The sequence below is a fragment of the Burkholderia sp. YIM B11467 genome, assembly GCF_052952715.1.
Genome location: NZ_JBQVSQ010000004.1, coordinates 279,466 through 296,589, shown reverse-complemented (window position 1 = coordinate 296,589; position 17,124 = coordinate 279,466). Strand labels below are relative to the sequence as shown.

Annotated in this window: 14 protein-coding genes; 10 read left to right on the top strand and 4 right to left on the bottom strand. The window is 65.1% G+C overall.

Annotation, left to right across the window (positions count from 1 at the left end):
- Positions 1-8 precede the first annotated feature (8 nt).
- From ACTRWB_RS16550 to ACTRWB_RS16520, 7 genes are all read left to right on the top strand, one after another.
- Positions 9-635: a thermostable hemolysin gene (locus ACTRWB_RS16550; RefSeq protein WP_129518134.1), complete on the top strand. Its 627-nt coding sequence runs from the start codon at positions 9-11 to the stop codon at positions 633-635.
- A gap of 57 nt (positions 636-692) precedes the next feature.
- A complete protein-coding gene (locus ACTRWB_RS16545) occupies positions 693-1,883 on the top strand; it encodes a multidrug effflux MFS transporter (protein WP_129518133.1) in 1,191 nt (396 codons plus the stop codon).
- Positions 1,880-2,314: a DoxX family protein gene (locus ACTRWB_RS16540; RefSeq protein WP_446902518.1), complete on the top strand. Its 435-nt coding sequence runs from the start codon at positions 1,880-1,882 to the stop codon at positions 2,312-2,314. The genes ACTRWB_RS16545 and ACTRWB_RS16540 overlap by 4 nt, the downstream gene beginning before the upstream one ends.
- Before the next feature lie 165 nt (positions 2,315-2,479).
- Positions 2,480-3,577, top strand: a complete 1,098-nt coding sequence (locus ACTRWB_RS16535) for an efflux RND transporter periplasmic adaptor subunit (protein WP_446902517.1) — start codon at positions 2,480-2,482, stop codon at positions 3,575-3,577.
- Entirely contained in the window at positions 3,574-6,660 is a 3,087-nt protein-coding gene (locus tag ACTRWB_RS16530) for an efflux RND transporter permease subunit (protein ID WP_446902516.1), read from the top strand. Before ACTRWB_RS16535 ends, ACTRWB_RS16530 begins: the two co-directional genes overlap by 4 nt.
- Positions 6,661-6,707: 47 nt before the next feature.
- Positions 6,708-8,177 (top strand): efflux transporter outer membrane subunit, encoded by a 1,470-nt coding sequence (locus ACTRWB_RS16525; protein ID WP_446902761.1) that lies wholly within the window; start codon positions 6,708-6,710, stop codon positions 8,175-8,177.
- Positions 8,178-8,360: 183 nt separating this feature from the next.
- Positions 8,361-9,113 carry a response regulator transcription factor gene (locus tag ACTRWB_RS16520; RefSeq protein ID WP_446902515.1) on the top strand — a complete coding sequence of 251 codons (753 nt, stop codon included), beginning with the start codon at positions 8,361-8,363 and terminating at the stop codon, positions 9,111-9,113.
- Here the strand turns inward: ACTRWB_RS16520 and ACTRWB_RS16515 are convergent.
- Positions 9,080-11,122, bottom strand: coding sequence for a 7TM-DISM domain-containing protein (locus ACTRWB_RS16515; protein WP_446902514.1), 2,043 nt, complete (start codon positions 11,120-11,122; stop codon positions 9,080-9,082). The genes ACTRWB_RS16520 and ACTRWB_RS16515 overlap by 34 nt on opposite strands.
- Before the next feature lie 95 nt (positions 11,123-11,217).
- Between ACTRWB_RS16515 and ACTRWB_RS16510 the strand changes: the two genes are divergently transcribed.
- On the top strand, positions 11,218-11,472 hold the full coding sequence (locus ACTRWB_RS16510) for a hypothetical protein (protein ID WP_419690393.1): 255 nt from the start codon (positions 11,218-11,220) through the stop codon (positions 11,470-11,472).
- A gap of 383 nt (positions 11,473-11,855) precedes the next feature.
- Positions 11,856-12,665, top strand: a complete 810-nt coding sequence (locus ACTRWB_RS16505) for an IclR family transcriptional regulator (protein ID WP_446902513.1) — start codon at positions 11,856-11,858, stop codon at positions 12,663-12,665.
- A 137-nt stretch (positions 12,666-12,802) separates the two neighbouring features.
- Here the strand turns inward: ACTRWB_RS16505 and ACTRWB_RS16500 are convergent, their stop codons facing one another.
- Together ACTRWB_RS16500 and ACTRWB_RS16495 are read right to left on the bottom strand one after the other, a co-directional pair.
- Positions 12,803-13,117, bottom strand: coding sequence for a helicase (locus tag ACTRWB_RS16500; protein ID WP_412026314.1), 315 nt, complete (start codon positions 13,115-13,117; stop codon positions 12,803-12,805).
- Between the two features lie 554 nt (positions 13,118-13,671).
- Positions 13,672-14,610 (bottom strand): response regulator, encoded by a 939-nt coding sequence (locus tag ACTRWB_RS16495; protein WP_446902512.1) that lies wholly within the window; start codon positions 14,608-14,610, stop codon positions 13,672-13,674.
- 243 nt (positions 14,611-14,853) lie between these two features.
- Here ACTRWB_RS16495 and ACTRWB_RS16490 point away from each other — a divergent pair, with 243 nt between their 5' ends.
- Complete coding sequence (locus tag ACTRWB_RS16490; protein WP_446902511.1) at positions 14,854-15,327, top strand: acyl-CoA thioesterase; 474 nt, start codon at positions 14,854-14,856, stop codon at positions 15,325-15,327.
- Between the two features lie 13 nt (positions 15,328-15,340).
- Here ACTRWB_RS16490 and ACTRWB_RS16485 read toward each other — a convergent pair whose 3' ends face one another.
- A complete protein-coding gene (locus ACTRWB_RS16485; RefSeq protein ID WP_446902510.1) occupies positions 15,341-16,783 on the bottom strand; it encodes an ATP-binding protein in 1,443 nt (480 codons plus the stop codon).
- Positions 16,784-17,124: the final 341 nt, after the last annotated feature.

Below are 17,124 nucleotides of genomic sequence, written 5' to 3'. Positions count from 1 at the left end.
AGCCCAACGTGCACATCGTACGAACCTTCCATCCGGGTCAGGGCGCCTATCGCCAGATCCAGCTCGCGGTCACGCAGCATTACTACCAGGCGCACGGCGCGCGGCCCGAGCCGCGGCCGGACCAGTTCTGGTGCCTGACCGACCGCGCGATGTCGTTGCCCGGCTATGCGTGCGTGGGGCTCAGCTGGGGGGACAGCGCGCCGCTGTTCTCCGAACACTACCTCGACGAGTCGCTCACGCGCCTGTACGGGCTGTCGCGCGCCGAACTCGTCGAACTCGGGCAGTTCTCGTCGTTCGGCTCGAAGGGCGCCGGGCGCTACCTGATCTCGAATGTGTTCCGCACGCTGGCCCAGCATCATTACCGGTACGTGCTGATGACGGCGACGGAGCGGGTGCGCCACATCGTGCAGTCGCTGCAGATCGCCTACGACGATCTCGGCCCCGCGTGCGTGAGCCGGGTACGTGACACGCATGTCGACTGGGGCACGTACTACGACAACGCGCCGCGCGTCATCATGGTGAAGATCGACGACCTGGCCGCCCGCAACGATCTGCCGATGTGGAGCCCGCTCGACGATGCACCGTCGGCGCGCATGCCGCTGAGGCAGGTCGAACTGGCCGCAAACGGTCACTGATCCCGACGGGCCGCACGCATGCGCGTCGGCCTGTCCCGTCATTTCAGGAACGTCCCCATGTCCGATTCCAAACGATACGAAAACTTTCTCGTGTTCCTGGCGCCGCTGATCAACAGCGTCGGCGGGATCGCGATCGACCTCTATGCGCCGAGCATCCCGGCCATCGGTCGAGAACTCAACGTCGCGCCGAGCATGATGCAGAACACGATCACGATCACGCTCGTGTTCTATGCGATCGGCCAACTCGCATTCGGCATGCTCGCCGACTGGTGGGGCCGCCGCCCGTCGGTGCTGTTCGGCCTCGCGCTGTTCATCGCCGGCAGCGTGCTCGCGGTCGTCGCCCCATCGTTCGAAGTGCTGATGATCGGGCGCGCGATCCAGGGCTTCGCGATCGGCTCCTGCCAGGTCGTCGCGCGCGCCGTGCTGGTCGACCGGCTGAAGGGCGACCGCTTCCGCGTCGCGATCGTCTATCTCAGCCTGGCATTCGGCCTCGGCCCCGTGATCGCGCCGTATATCGGCGGACACGTGCAGGAGTGGGCCGGCTGGCGCTGGAACTTCGTCGTCTACTGCGGGTACGGCCTCGTCGTGCTGTCGTTCGCGTTCGCCGGCCTGCGCGAGACGTTGCGGCCGGAACTGCGGCGCACGCCGCGGCAAACCATCGCGGGCTACCGCGAGATCCTGTCCGATCCGCATTTCCTGTCGGCGGTCGCGATGCTCGGCATGAGTTTTTCCGCGTTCCTGATGTGGAACGTGATCGGCCCGTACATCGTGCAGTTCCGTCTCGGTCATTCCGCGTCGTATTTCGGCTCGACGGCGCTTGGCGTCGGGCTGTGCTACCTCGGCGGCACGACGCTGAACCGGAGCCTGATCCGCCGCTACAGCGGCGAGCAGCTGATGCGCGGCGGCATCGCGACGTTTGCCCTCGGGGTGGCCTGCGTGGCCTCGAGCGGCGGCGAGCTGATCCTGCTGACCGCGCTCGGCGGCATCATGCTGATTGCCTTCGCGCAGGGCTTCATCTTCTCCAATGCGATGGCCCGCTCGATGGCGCTGTTCCCGGGTCGGGCCGGCGCCGCGGCGAGCCTGCAAGGGTGCCTGATGCTGGCGCTCGGTTCCATCGTGTCAGGGGTCGTCAGCGCGCTGCCGATCGAAACGAATGCGGCGATCGCCGTCATGTTCGCGTGCCTGCTGGGCGTGACCATGGTCGGTTTCCGGCAACTGCATCGCCTGCATCCGCAGGTGGCGCGATGAAGACGGCCCTCGCGCTCGCGTTGCGGCTCGTGCTCGGCGCCTTCTGGTGCTGGGCCGGACTCACGAAGCTGGTCGGACACTTCGATGCCGGGCCGTTCCTCACGGCCGCCGTCTCGCGCTCGGCGGCGGCGCCCGAAGCCGTGCGAAGCGCACTGATCGGCGCGATCGGGCACGTCGCGCTGCCGCATGTCGCGCTGGTCAATTTCGCCGTGCCCTGGCTCGAGCTGGCAGCGGGCGTGTCGATCCTGCTCGGCGTCGCGACCGCTTGGGGTATCGGCACGGCGGCCGCGCTGTCCGCGCTGTTCCTGATGTGCGGTGCCGTCAGCACCAACCCGTTGCTGCTGTTCGGCGCGGTCGTGCTGGCGATGTCGCATCCGTATGCTCGCGCGTGGACCCTTCACGCGTGGCGCTCGCCTGCTGCGACCCTCTGACCGTCGTAGCAGGTGCTTTTTTGGCCGCATGACCCGACGTCCCGGGCATGCGGTTTTTTTTCGTCCGGTGCGCGAAATATTTAATCAGGAATTCAAAAAATTGACATCCGGCTCATGCCGCCCTGTCCAAACTGATGCCATGACAGACTCGATCGGAAATTCTCCATGAGACGCTCAATGTTCTTTACCGCCGGCGCGCTGGCCATCCTGTTCGGTGCATTATTCCTCTGGCGCACGGAGCGCGTGTCGGCTGCCGATCGGCCGGTGCCGCCGCCCGCACCGTTGCCGGTCGAAACCGTCGTCGTGAATCCGCAGTCGACGGCGCCGACGCTCGACGCGGTTGGCTCGCTCGAAGCCGTGCGGCAAGTGACGATCGCGCCGGAAGTCGCGGGCCGCATCGTCGGCATCCAGTTCGTCGCCGGCTCGCGTGTGAGCGCCGGTCAAGCGCTGGTGCAGCTCTACGACGCGCCCGAACAGGCGAAGCTTGCCGGGCTGCAGGCGAAGGCGGACTACACGCGCCGCCAGTTCGCGCGCTCCGAGCAGCTGGCGCCGAACGGCGCCGAGCCGAAGGCGACCTTCGACGTGCGCCGCTACGAACTCGATGCCGCGCGCGCCGATATCCGCGAGACCCAGGCGGTGATCACGCAGAAACTGATTCGCGCGCCGTTCTCCGGCGTGATCGGGCTGCGACGCGTGAATCTCGGGCAGTACCTGAACCCGGGCGACGCGATCGCGACGCTCACCGATCTCGACACGCTGCATGCGAATTTCACGGTGCCGCAGAAGGCATTGAGCCGCGTCGCGCTCGGCCAGACCGTGCGCGTGACGACCGATGCGTATCCGGGACGGTCGTTCGACGGGCGCGTGACCGCCATCGAGCCGCAGGTCGGCGACGAGACCCGCAACATCACCGTGCAGGCCACCGTGACCAATGCCGGCCAACTGCTGCGCCCGGGCATGTACATCGACGCCCATCTGATGCTGCCGGGCCGCGACGCGGTGATCAGCGTGCCGGATACGGCGGTGCAGACGTCGCAGGCGGGCGACACCGTGGTCGTGGTCGAGCAGCGGGACGGGCGCGGCATCGGCGTCGCGCGCGTGCGCAAGGTGCGCACCGGCACGCGCGACCAGGGCCGCATCGTCATCGAGGACGGGCTGCGCGCCGGCGACGCGGTCGTGACGACCGGGCAGCTGCGCGTCGCGCCGGGCGCGAAGGTGCAGGCGCTCGCCGATGCATCGACGCAACGGGAGACCGTGCGATGAGCCAGACCACGCAAGGCGCGCGTTTCACCGATATCTTCGTGCGGCGGCCGGTGCTGTCGCTCGTGTGCAGCGTGCTGATCCTGCTGATCGGACTGCGCTCGCTCGGCGCGCTGCCGGTGCGCCAGTATCCGATGCTGGAGAGCGCGACGATCAGCGTCGAGACCGCCTATCCCGGCGCGTCGCAGGCGTTGATGCAGGGTTTCGTGACGACGCCGATCGCGCAGTCGATCGCGACCGCGGACGGCATCGAGTACCTGACGTCCACGTCGACCCAGGGCAAGAGCGTCGTGAAGGCGCGGCTGCGCCTGAATGCCAACGCCGACCGCGCGATGACGGAAATCATGGCGAAGGTGCAGGAGGTCAAGTACAAGATGCCCGAAGGCGCGTACGACTCGGTGATCACCAAGCTCACCGATGCGCCCACGGCCGTCATGTATCTCGGCTTCTCGAGCGATACGCTGTCGATCCCCGAGATCACCGACTACGTGGTGCGAGTCGCGCAGCCGCTGGTCACCACGGTGCCGGGCGTGGCATCGGCCGAGATCGTCGGCGGGCAGAACCTCGCGATGCGGGTCTGGCTCGACGCCGCGCGGCTGGCCGCGCACGGGTTGTCGGCCGCGGATGTGTCGGCCGCGCTGAAGGCGAACAACGTCCAGGCCGCACCGGGCCAGTTGAAGGGCGCGCTCACCGTCGCCGACATTTCCGCGAACACCGATCTGACCGACGTTGCCGCGTTCGGCAACCTCGTCGTGAAGTCCGATGCGAACGGGGGTTTCGTGCGGCTGCGCGACGTCGCGACGATCGAGCTGGGCGGCCAGCAGTACAGCGCGAGCGCGTTGATGAACGGCCACCGCGCAGTGAACATCGCCATCAACGCGACGCCGTCGGGCAACCCGCTCGACATCGTGCGCGGCGTGCAGGCACTGCTACCGACGATGGAGCGCAGCAAGCCGGCCAGCATCCAGATCGGCGACGTGTTCGACGTCGCGCGCTTCGTCAATGCGTCGATCGACGAGGTGCGCGAGACGATCATCGAGGCGATCGCGATCGTGGTCGTCGTGATCTTCCTGTTCCTCGGTTCGTTCCGCGCGGTCATCATCCCGGTCGTGACGATTCCGCTCGCGCTCGTCGGCTCCGCGGCGCTGATGCTCGCCGCGGGATTCTCGTTAAACCTGCTGACGCTGCTCGCGATGGTGCTGGCGATCGGGCTCGTCGTCGACGACGCGATCGTCGTCGTCGAGAACATCCACCGGCACATCGAATCCGGTGAGCCACCCGCGCGCGCGGCGCTGCTCGGCGCGCGCGAGATCGCGTCGCCGGTGATCGTGATGACGATCACGCTGATCGCGGTGTACGCCCCGATCGGGCTGATGGGCGGGCTGACCGGTTCGCTGTTCCGCGAATTCGCGTTCACGCTCGCCGGCGCGGTGTGCGTGTCGGCGCTGATCGCGCTGACCTTGTCGCCGATGCTGAGCTCGCTGCTGCTCGACAGCAAGATGTCGGAAGGGCGCATCGCGCGTGCGATCGAACACACGCTGTCGCGCATAACACGCGGCTACCGGCACCTGCTGCATGCGAGCCTTGCCGCACGGCCGGCGGTGCTCGTGTTCGGCGCGGGCGTGCTGCTCGGCATCGGCCTGCTGTTCAGCGGCGTGAAGCGCGAACTGGCGCCGCAGGAGGACCAGGGCTCGATCATGTTGCAGGTCAAGGCGCCGCAGTATGCGAACCTCGACTACCTCGAACGCTACGCGCCGCAGGTCGAGAAGGTGTTTCGATCGCTGCCGGAGGCCGATACGAGTTTCGTGCTGAATGGCGTCGGTGGCGCCAATCTCGGCTTCGCCGGCGTCAACCTCGTCGACTGGTCGAAGCGCACGCGCGGCGCCGCCGAGCTGCAGGCGCTCGTGCAGACGCGCGCGAATGCCATCGCCGGCGACCAGGTGTTTACGTTCCTGCTGCCGTCGCTGCCCGCGTCGAGCGGCGGCCTGCCGATCCAGATGGTGCTGCGCGCGCCCGCGGACTTCAAGGACATCTTCGCGACCATGGACAAGCTGAAGGCCGCCGCGTCGAAGAGCGGGCTGTTCGCGGTCGTCGACAGCGACCTGACGTTCGACAGCCGCGCGGTGGGCGTGACGATCGACCGCAACCAGGCGAATGCGCTCGGCGTCACGATGAAGGACATTGCCGATACGCTCGCGGTGCTCGTCGGCGAGAACTACGTGAATCGTTTCGATCACGACGGCCGCTCGTACGACGTGATTCCGCAGGTCGCACGCGCGGAGCGACTGTCGTCCGAGATGCTGAACCGCTACTACGTGAAGACGCGCAGCGGCAAGATGGTCGCGCTGTCGACCGTCGTGCGCGTGTCGAACGGCAGCCAGGCAAACGCGCTCACGCAATTCAACCAGCTGAATTCGGCCACGCTGTCGGCGGTGACCGCACCCGGCGTGACGATGGGGCAGGCGGTCGAATTCCTGCAGAAGCAAACATTGCCGGCCGGCTATGACATCGACTGGCTCGGCGAATCGCGGCAATACGTGCAGGAAGGCAACCGGCTGACCGTCACGTTCGTGTTCGCGCTCGTCGTGATCTTCCTCGTGCTCGCCGCGCAGTTCGAAAGCTTGCGCGATCCGCTCGTGATCCTCGTGTCGGTGCCGCTGTCGGTGTGCGGCGCGCTGGTGCCGCTGTATCTCGGCTTCGCGACGCTGAACATCTATACGCAGATCGGGCTCGTCACGCTGATCGGCCTGATTTCCAAGCACGGGATCCTGATGGTGAGCTTCGCGAATGAGCTGCAGCGCACGCAGCACCTCGACCGGCGCGCGGCGATCGAGCACGCGGCCGCGGTGCGCCTGCGGCCGATCCTGATGACGACTGCCGCGATGGTCGCCGGGCTCGTGCCGCTGATTTTCGCGCGCGGTGCGGGCGCAGCCAGCCGCTTCGCGATCGGCATCACGGTCTCGACCGGCATGCTGGTCGGCACGCTGTTCACGCTGTTCGTGCTGCCGACCGTCTACACGTTGATCGCCAAGCGGCATCGCGAGGCGGCGACCAGCGAGCGGGCACGTGTGCTGGAGACGGTATGAGCGAGCAATTTGAAACGCGCGCCGCAGTGGTGCGCAACGGGAGCAACATGAATCGGATCCGCGTTGCGGCTGCCGCGGTAGCCGCGCTCTTCGCCACGGGCTGCACGATGGCGCCGCATTACACGCGGCCCGACGCGCCTGTCGCACAGGCGTTCCCGACCGGCGGCGTCTATGCGACGCAACCGGGTGCCGCGGCCCGCGCGCGCAGCGCGAACGGTCAGGCGGCCGCCGCCATCGGCTGGCGCGAGTTCTTCGTCGATCCGCGCCTGCAGCGGCTGATCGAGATCGCGCTGAAGAACAACCGCGACCTGCGCGTGTCGGTGCTGAACATCGAGGCGGCGCGTGCGCAGTACCAGATCACGCGCGCCGGCCTGTTCCCGACGCTCGATGCAGCGGGTTCGGGCAACATCCAGCGCTATCCGGCTGGCGTGTCGACGACGGGCGCGCCGCTGATCACGCGCGCCTACAACGTCGGTTTGTCCGCGTCGTGGGAGCTTGATCTGTTCGGCCGCGTGCAGAGCCTGAAGGACCAGGCGCTCGCGCAGTACCTGTCGACCGCGTACGCGCGGCAGGCGTCGGAAATCTCGCTGGTGTCGCAGGTGGCCGATCAATACCTGGCGGTGCTGTCGACCGACGATCTGCTGAAGGTCACGGAAGACACGCTGAAGACTGCGCAAGCATCGTATGACCTGACGAAGCTGCAGTTCGACAACGGTACGGGCTCCGAGCTCGACCTGCGTCAGGCGCAGACGGTCGTCGAGACGGCGCTCGCGAACCAGCAGGCTCAGGCACGTGCCCGCGCGCAGGCCGTGAACGCGCTGGTATTGCTGATCGGCGAGCCGTTGCCGGACGATCTGCCGCCGGGCATGCCGCTCGACTCGCAGAACCTGCTGACGGACGTGCCGGCCGGGTTGCCGTCGGATCTGCTGACGCGTCGTCCTGACGTGATGCAGGCCGAACAGACGCTGCTGGCCGCGAACGCGAACATCGGCGCGGCACGTGCGGCGTTCTTCCCGAAGATCTCGCTGACGGCCGCGTTCGGCACCGCGAGCCCGACGCTCGGTGGCCTGTTCAAGGCCGGTACGGCGGCGTGGTCGTTCGCGCCGAACATTGCGCTGCCGATCTTCGAAGGCGGGCAGAACATCGCGAACCTCGATCTCGCGAACGTGCAGAAGCGCATCGAGATCGCGAACTACGAGAAGGCGATTCAATCGGCGTTCCGCGAAGTGTCGGACGGGCTGGCCGCACGCGGCACGTACGACCAGCAGATCGCTGCGCTGGAACGCAACGAGCACGCGCAGCAGCGCCGCTTCGACCTGTCGGACCTGCGTTACAGGAAAGGCGTCGACAGCTACCTGTCGGTGCTGACCGCGCAGACCGACCTGTACTCGGCGCAGCAGTCGCTGATCAATGCGCGGCTGGCGCGCTGGACCAACCTGGTTACGCTTTACCGTGCGTTGGGCGGGGGCTGGGTAGAGCGAAGTGGGGAGAGGGCCCGGGAAGCCGACGCCCTGTAATTTTTCTTTGTCCGCCACGGTGCCGGCCAGCGACAACACGATCCGCTGGCCGGTCGACACCCGCGTGAGCTAAGCATCCGGCCCGGCCTTCGATTCCTTGCAACCGGTCATCATCGCCACGGTAATCGTCGGCTAGAATTCCCCGTGCTCGCGACGCGCAAGCACATGTGGGGCCGATGACGAATGCATCGCGCAATCCAGCGCGGCACAACCGCCGATCGGCGACGGAAACAAGGAAAACTCCGCAAGTGCACAACGCGGGGCCGGGGTGGTGGTATGGCTAAAGTGCTGTTGCTCGATGACGAGGTCGAGTTACGCGAGGAAATCGCCGCGTTTCTGGAACGGCGTGGCTGGCTGGTCAGTCAGGCCGGCACGGTTGCGGAATTCCGGGAACGGGCGGCGGATCTCGCATTCGCGATCATCGACGTGATGCTGCCGGACGGGAGCGGCTTCGACGCGGCTGCGTGGCTCAGGGCCCGGCATCGCGACTGCGGCATCGTCATGCTGACCGCGCGAGGGGAGACGCAGGACAAGATCAATGGCCTGGTTGGCGGGGCCGATCATTATCTCGTCAAGCCGGTGAAGCTGATCGAACTCGACGCCATTCTTCAGGCCCTCGGCCGCCGGGTCGCCAGCGACTGGCGGCTCGACCGTCAGGCACGCGTGCTGTTCGCGCCGGACGGCGGGCGGCTCGACCTGTCGGCCGGCGAGATCGGCCTGCTCGCCCTGCTGGCGCGCCATCCGTCCGAGGCTGTCAGCCGGCGGCAGATCGCGGAGGCGTTCGGTTTCGACTGGGTCGACTACGACGAGCGCAGGCTGGAGACGATGGTAAGCCGACTTCGGCAGCGCTGGCGTGGCGAGTCGGGCTCGGAGCTGCCGCTGAAGACCGTGCATCGCACCGGTTACGCGTTCGCCGCGCCGCTGATGGTCGGCTGAGCAGCAACGGCCACCGCGTCCGCGTTCGCCGGCAAGAAGACGGTCGCCCGGCAGCCGTGCCCCTCGTTGCTGACCAGACTCAATGTACCGCCCTGCATCTCGACCATGCGGCGTGCCAGCGGCAGACCGAGGCCCGTGCCGGGTTTGCGGCCCACGTTGCGGCCGCGATAGAAACGGTCGAACACGTGCGGCAGGTCCGCCGGTGCAATACCGGGGCCGCCATCCTCCACTTCCAGTTCCACGCCGCCCGGCACACGCCGGCCGCGCAACACGATCCGGGTGCCGCCGGGCGTGTATTTGACGGCATTATCGGCGAGCGTGCGCAGCACGAGGCGCGTCAGGCCGACGTCGCATGCAAAGGCGTCCGGGAGATCTTTCGCGTCGATTTCGATGCGGTGGCCGTCGGACAGCACCCCGGCGGCGGTGGCCGCATCGTCGAGCAAGGCTGCCAGGCCGGCGTGGTCGATGCGGGGTCCGCGCCGCAGCAGTTCGAAACCGTCCTCGTGCAACGCGTCATTGATCAGCACCGTCAAACGCTGCGTCGCGCGCAGGATCTTCTGGTAGCGCGACGAGGTCAGCGCATCGGCATGAGCATCGTCGAGCTCGAGGTTCTGAGCGGTGGCGTCGATCACGGCCAGTGGCGTCCTCAGCTCGTGCGAGACGGTTGCAAGCAACTGGCGCTGCTCGTCCTGCGCACGCTTTTCAATCGCCAGAGACGCTTCCACTTGCTCCATCGCCTCGCGAAGCGCCTGGGTGCGCAGCGCGACCTTGGCTTCCAGATCGCGCTCGGCCTGGCGGGCAACGCGCAAAGCGTCTGCCTGCGCGGATTCCATCGCATTGCGCATCGCGTTGTAGCGCGCGCTGATCGCCGAATTCATGATCAGCATGAACGCGAGCATACCCAGATAGCCGGCATTGTCGACGAGCAGCCCCGGTGCGGCCCAGCCGACGTTGCGTGCGACCCGCAACGCGCTGCCGCCGAGCAACAGCAGCAGCACGAGCACGATCACGCGGGCATGCCGGTGTCCGTTCGCCGTGAGCCAGATCGAAACGGCGATCATCACGATGATGACCGCCATCTGCCAGAACAGGTAGAGGGGACGCACCCACCAGACGTTGACGACCAGCATCAGCGGCGCGGCAGCCAGCGCTGCGACGATCGTCAGCACGCAAAAAGCGATGGCCGGACGCCGCCAGCGTGCGTCGAACAGGCCGAGATAGTGAGCGGTGAACAGCGTGCCGACGGGCGTGCCGAATAGCCAGCTGAGCAGGTAAACCGCGTTGCTTGCGAGCGGAAAGTCCGGCAGCAGGTACTGGTAGAGGTAGCCTTCGGCACCGAGCGCGGTGAGCAGGTTCACGATGACGCTCAGCCCGTAGAGCCCGAAAGACGCGTCGCGCGTCACCCGGAAGAGCCACAGGCTCGATGCGAGCAGCACGAGATGCGCAGCGTCCAGCAGGCCGAACAACAGCGATTCCTTGCTCGTCGCGGAGATGAACGCGTCGGGCGACCACAGCACCATCGAGAAGCTCATGGTGCTGGTGCTGCGAATCCGCAGATAGAGCGTGACCGGCTGGCCGGCGGGCAGATCGAGGCGGAACACGGGGTTGCGGTACGCGACGTCGCGTTGCTCCACCGGCTTGCGGTCGCCCGCGACGTGGCGCCGATAGCCGCCGTCGGGCTGTGGCACGTACAGCGTGACGTCGTTCAGCAGCGACGAGCGCAATTCCAGCAGCCACATCGGCGGTGCGCTCGCCGGCCGCATCACGGTCAGACGCAGCCACACCGCACCGTTGACATAACCGAGCGCCGGCTCCGACGTCTGGCCGACGAACCGGCGTGCGATCTCGGCGCCCGATATCTGCTCGACGGTGAGCGCGTTGCCCGGATCGCGCAGCAGATCCCAGCCTGCCTGGATGTTGACGCGCCCGCCATCCGGCAGCGGAATGGGCGTTGACGCGAACGCTCCCGAGGCCCAGGAAAATAATATGAAGAATATGAGCGGGAGCATCACGCGATTCGTGTCGGTTTCTGCGATCGGGCGTCACTATAACCGAACGCCCGACGTCGTCCGGCCGCACGGCGTCCGCTGCGCACGCGAGCCGGATGTCAGAAGTTGTCAGCTTTCGCCGCACGCGTTCATTTAAGATTCGCGCCAATCAAGGGAGACGGGGCGTGTTCGCCGGCAATGCGCTCCCGGAAACCTTGACCAGCGATGCCACCATTGGCAGCGCCCCGCGCGATGACGGCGCGTCGATCGGTCATGTGGCCGCTTTGATCGACGCAGAAAACAACAGGGCCGGGCGGGCGGCGGCATTCCGACGAGCCATCACAAGAAATCGGCACGAGGGCGCTCGTTGACCACAATGCCATCGCCGTCAACGGACGGTCGGCAGGGTTTTGCTGGCTGATGGGGTGTTGCGCGCGAAGATGGCGGGCAGCCGCTCGTCCCTCTCCAGCCTCGCCTGGTCCAATCGGGCCGGGCGGGGCCGGAAGCGCGGCGCTGTCCGACCGTTCGAGCGACGGATTTTGCGTTGATCACCTGTCGAGCGATGACGACCGACAAGCGCCGTGTCGATAAAAACAACTAGAAACCCATTTCTTCCCCTTGTTCGAAGAGCAGTGCTCGCTTCCGGCCATGATTGCGTCGGCTCCGGGCATGACTACAACCGTCGCGTCATGCGAGCCGATGCCTCCGCACCGCGCACTCCTGGTGCATTTCACCGGATCGATCTGTACAACTGATGACTGGTTCTGAATCCCACTCTCTGGAAAACGCGCATCGCGCAGTCAGGCACGATCGCTATCACGCACCCGCGCTGGACAAGGGGCTCGACATACTGGAATTGCTTGCGGGGCAGGCTGACGGCTTGTCGCGCACCGAGATGTCGACGGCGCTCGGTCGCAATCCGAGCGAGATTTATCGGATGGTCGAGAGGCTGGTCTCACGCGGTTACGTCCATCGCGCATCCGGCGGGGATCGTTATCACCTCTCCTCCAAAATCTATCGACTGGCAATGCAACATCCGGCATTGCGTGACATTCTCGACACCCTGTATCCGGAGATGACGAATTTCGTCCGCGCAGTATCTCAATCCGCTTTCCTGGGCGTCTTTCACGACGGCCAGGTGCGCGTCGTCGCAACGTATGAGCCGCCGGACCGACTCACGATTACACCCAGGATCGGCGCAGAACTTGGCGTGATCGACACCGCGCCGGGCTTGGCCCTGCTGGCTTTTCAGGGTGTCCAGGCCCGGATTGCCATGCTGCGCGCCACGCAGCGTGCGACGCTTGACGAACGCGGGCTCGCGGAAATTCCGCATGGACAGCTCGACGCCATTTGTCGAATGGGATACGCACGCATATCGAGCTTGAGCTTCAGCGGGTTGGAAAACATGTCGTTCCCGTTGCTGGATAGGGCAGGGAACGCCATCGCGGTCATTACATGCCCGTTTCTGGAAGCCGGGACGCCGGTAGATCGCCCAAGCGCGGATGCTGTGTGCGTACACTTGCTTGCGATTTCTCACGCGATCTCGAACCGCGTCATGCGCTGAAGCGAACGGGGAAGCCCGATTCAGTCCGACGCGCGGGTTCAACTCGAGGCGCGTGTATCCGAAAGCGTGCGCTGGACATTCGGCCGCGGCTCCGGAACAGGAGCAACGCTCCCGTCGGCTTCCGATCCGACCACCTTTTACGCGTCTTTCAGCCAGGGCATTTCCACGGGCGACACGACCAGTTGCCGGAATTCGCGTTTCAGATCGAAGATGAATCCGACCAGGATCATGGAGTCGGCGTAAGGAATCGGAAAGACATGCGGATTCTCCGGAGTCCGCAGGGGGCGCTCGGACGTGTCCGCTGTCGCCGCGGCGTTCTCGCGAACGCTTTCCAGTTCGTCGGCCATGGCCGGGCCACCGACTTGCAGCACACGGCTACGCAGGTCGCTGAAAGGCTCGATGCGCGCAGCGTCTTCATGGTATTCAGGTACTTCGTAAACGAACCAGGACATTTTCGTCTCCCATCAGAAGGGGCGCTATTCTAACGCCGCGCGAGGATCCACCGAAAATCGGCCATGTTGTGTGATGGCCGCGGTCGGTGCGAGGCGGTCTGACAGGGGTGATTTCTGACGAGGCGGGCCGGCGCTGCGACGCCGGAAGCGTTACCTTGCACACGACCGTGAGAGCCCGTTTTCGCGTCATCCATAGACACGACCCGGGCCCGTGCGGTGACGTCGACGCGTCGTGAAAACGAGCCTCGATGCGCCAGTCGGAAATTTACGGATCGCTTGTCGCTGCAGCTTTCAGAAGCGTGAGACAACATCAGATCGAGAATCGATCGATATCGGGAGGCGATGCAAGCCGTTGGTCAACGGCCTGCCCTGAACGGATGTGCCACCTAATTGGAATAGTGGGTGGCCCTCGGAATAGGGTGCTATTGGAACAAAAATCCACGCCGTTGATAACTGTCAATATTGACAGGGACTGCTCCAGTTTGCGTTGCTACCGAGTCGGCGACAACACCGCCTCGCCTAAACTTTCCGTTTGGAAACAGGCGGATGATTGCTTACGCGTGACGCCATTTTGCCAACGTCGGCAGCTCGCGCTCGGTGGCCGAATCATCCAGACGGGTCCAGCTATAAAACGTGCCGCTCCATCCCGGAACGGGTAGCGGGGCCACGCAGTGAACGTCCGCGAGGCCCGGCCGATAGGCCTGAGATGGCCAGAACAGCGGCATGATGCGGCGCGCTTCCATGCCGCGGCACAATTCGGCCGGCCCGTCCGCGTCGGCCACGATGTCGCAGTGGAACGACCAATCCTCTTCGTTCCAGGCGAGAAATACGCTTGGCGCGCCGGCCGCGTCGAACATCAGCACCGCGTCCTGATTGGGGCGCCAGTAGTATTCGACGATGCCTTCCCGCGCGGCCACCTCATCGATCAGTTTGACGATCCGCGGATCCCGGTAGGTCGACCCCGCTTCATGCAGGCTGATGTGCCCGCGGGCCGCGCAGTACTTGCGTTTCGCGTTGTCCAGCACGGTTGCCAGCTTGCGCGCCATCTCGACGTCGGTTTTCTTCAGATAGCAATCGATCAGTCCCGCGTTGAACGCGTCCACCGCCACGCGCTCGTCGGCGATGCCGGTGAGCAGGATTTTCATGCAGTTCGCGTTGCGGATGGAGGACAGAAACTGGACGCCGTCGACCTCCGGCATGGAATAGTCGACGACCACCGCGCCCACCGCCTCGAAGCGGGCGGGATCGGTGAGCGCATCCTGGCCGACCGCATTTCCGCCTTTTTTCTCGGCACCGAAATAGTCCGCGGCCGTTGGTGGCAGCTCCGCGTCACGCGACGACACGAAGTCGAGCGCCGCCTGCGGTTGCGTAAAAAAGCGGTTCAGGTGTTCGTCCGGAAATGCGCCCCGCAGCGCCTGCAGGAAATCCGGATTGTCGTCGACAAACACCACGGACACGGGATAGAGCACCGGCTGGCTAACGAAGGGTTGCATACGAGTCTCGATAAATCAGCAAAAGAAGATGCGGTACCGGAGACACGTTACCGCGAATGACGGTCGCGTTGCACGACCGCGCCAATTATCCGGCGAAAGTGGGACGCATATCAACTGCTCGTTATTTGCGAATTCGGCGTTTTTTACCACGCGGCTCAACGGAATTGCACGGGGAGAATCGGGCCATTCCTTCTCGTTGAAGGAATGCGCCGCTACCGCCAGTAGCGATTCAAGGAGTTATCCATGTTGACGCGAGACGCAATTCTTCACGTCCTTTCCAACGAAACGGCACATCTGTCCGAGAAAACCTTCCACCACGTGATCGACATTTACCTCAAGGATTCCAATGCCTTCATGAATACCTATTTCGCACGCTACTTCGAATGGCAAGGCGTGTGCCGTGAACGCTGGTTTCACGAATGCATCCACAACAACCTGCTGGCGGCCGGCGGGTCGTTCGTGACGAAGCGCGCGCATCAGGAATACGTCCACGAGACGTTTCCGTTCCAGCGGGTCGACTGCTATCTCAATACGTTCGAGGTCCGGCAGTGTTCGGCCTATCTGCTGTTTCGCTTCTACGTTGACGGACGACAGGTGTCGCTGGGGTATCAGCAGATCGTGTTTGCCGGTTCCGACAAGCGGATCCGCCGGTTTCCGTCGGGCATCATCGAGCGGGTCAAGGCGTATGAACTGATCCTGCCGTCCACCGCGAACTGAATGTGAGACCGCCTTACCCGATGCGATAGCGCCGGGTGGGCGCCGGCGGATCGCGCAATACCTGATCCGCCGGCGAACCGGGCTCCGGCAGCCGAATCGTGAACGTGGTCCGGACGCCAGGGATGGATTCACACACGATAGTGCCGCCGAGCGCTTCGCATACGCGGCGGCAAAAACTCAAGCCCATGCCGGCGCCGCGACCGTGCGATTTGGTCGAGAAGAAGGCGTCGAAGATTCGAGGGAGCACATCGGGGGCGATGCCCGGGCCCGTATCGCTGAAACGCACCACGCAGTAACCGTTGCTGCGATGGGCGTCGATCTCGATCTGCCCACGGCCGTTCGAGTGGATCGCGTACAGGGCGTTTTTCAGCAGATTGAAGATGACGAAGATCACGAGCGAGTCGGATCCGGAGAACCGAAGGTCCGGATCGATCGCGTCGACCGATACGCGGTCGCGCTCACCGGGACGGAACGGAAAGCGATCCACCGCGGCGTCGACACAGGCCCGTATCGGATGGGCCGCGAAGCCGTGGCGATCGAGCCGGTCCAGCGTAAAGGACGCCAGGGACATTTCGACCACCGTACTCGTGGTGTCGACCTGGCGCCGGATCGACGACGCGAGCGTCGGCAGCCGCTCCAGCTGTCCGGGATACAAACCGTCGGCGCACAACCGGTGCTCCACCGCCAGCCGATACCCGCGCAGCAGCACCGGCAGGACGTTGCGCAGCTCGTCCGCGTGCAGGCCGATCGCCGCCAGCGGCGTGGCCACTTCGTGCGCGACCGTCGCGGCCAGAAGGTAGGGGCCCATGAGGCCATAACGGACGATCGACGTCGCGAGAATCCCGAGACTGACCGCGATAAACAGCACCCCGACCGGATAGAACTCGACGCCGTAGTTCACCGCATAGTCGGTCGCCGCGAGCGAGTAGAGGCCCAGGCTGACGAGACATTGCGCGAGCAGTTGCCGGACGTCTCGCGCTCGCTCCTGTCGTCTTGCGTCGATCAGGAGCCAAGCGCTGCGGCCGACCAGCAATACCGTTTGCGCGACGTGTAACGGATGCAGTAGGCCCGCCTTGGGATACGGACCAAAGAAATGCAGGCGGAATCCATCGACGACCGCATTGCTCGTGACCAGCAGCCCAGCCAGCAGGACGCAGAGTCCGTAGGAGGCGAACATGATCGGCCGCTCGTCCCGACGCGACACGATCTCCGTCACGAAATGATAGAAGGTCGTCGGCAGAAAAAGGATGAACAGATAGCCTGCCTTGACCAACAGGTTGGCGACGTTCGCATCGGTCGTCTGGAACAGGAAGGCCCACGTTCCCTGCCAGACGAAGGTCGCCGCGCACATCAAGGCGAACGGGACGGACACGCGCGTGAGACCCTTGGTGGCCAGCACGTAGAGGCCAAACCCGAGAAACAACGCAGATACGAACGCGGGCAAGATCGAGTACATGATGCGTGAATCCACAATGTTCACTGGGCGCGCACCACGGAACTGTCTTGGCTGGTGCCATTGACGAGAGTAGCACGCAGCGGTAGGCGAGCGAGCGCGGCGAGTTTGTCCACGATGCGTCCGCGCATCACAATGGTCGATTACGCGGGTGACGGGTGCCGAACAGGATAGTCGAACGCCATCATAATCAGGAACTGGCCATGGATGGCAACTTGGCCGCTACAAGTTTTGCCTTCACGATTGCCAAGAGCCGCGCCGCAACACAGGCTTCGGTCGATCGTGTGAAGCGGGAACTCGAACGGGACATCAGTCTGCCACGGCGAATTGCTCGACGGCGGGGG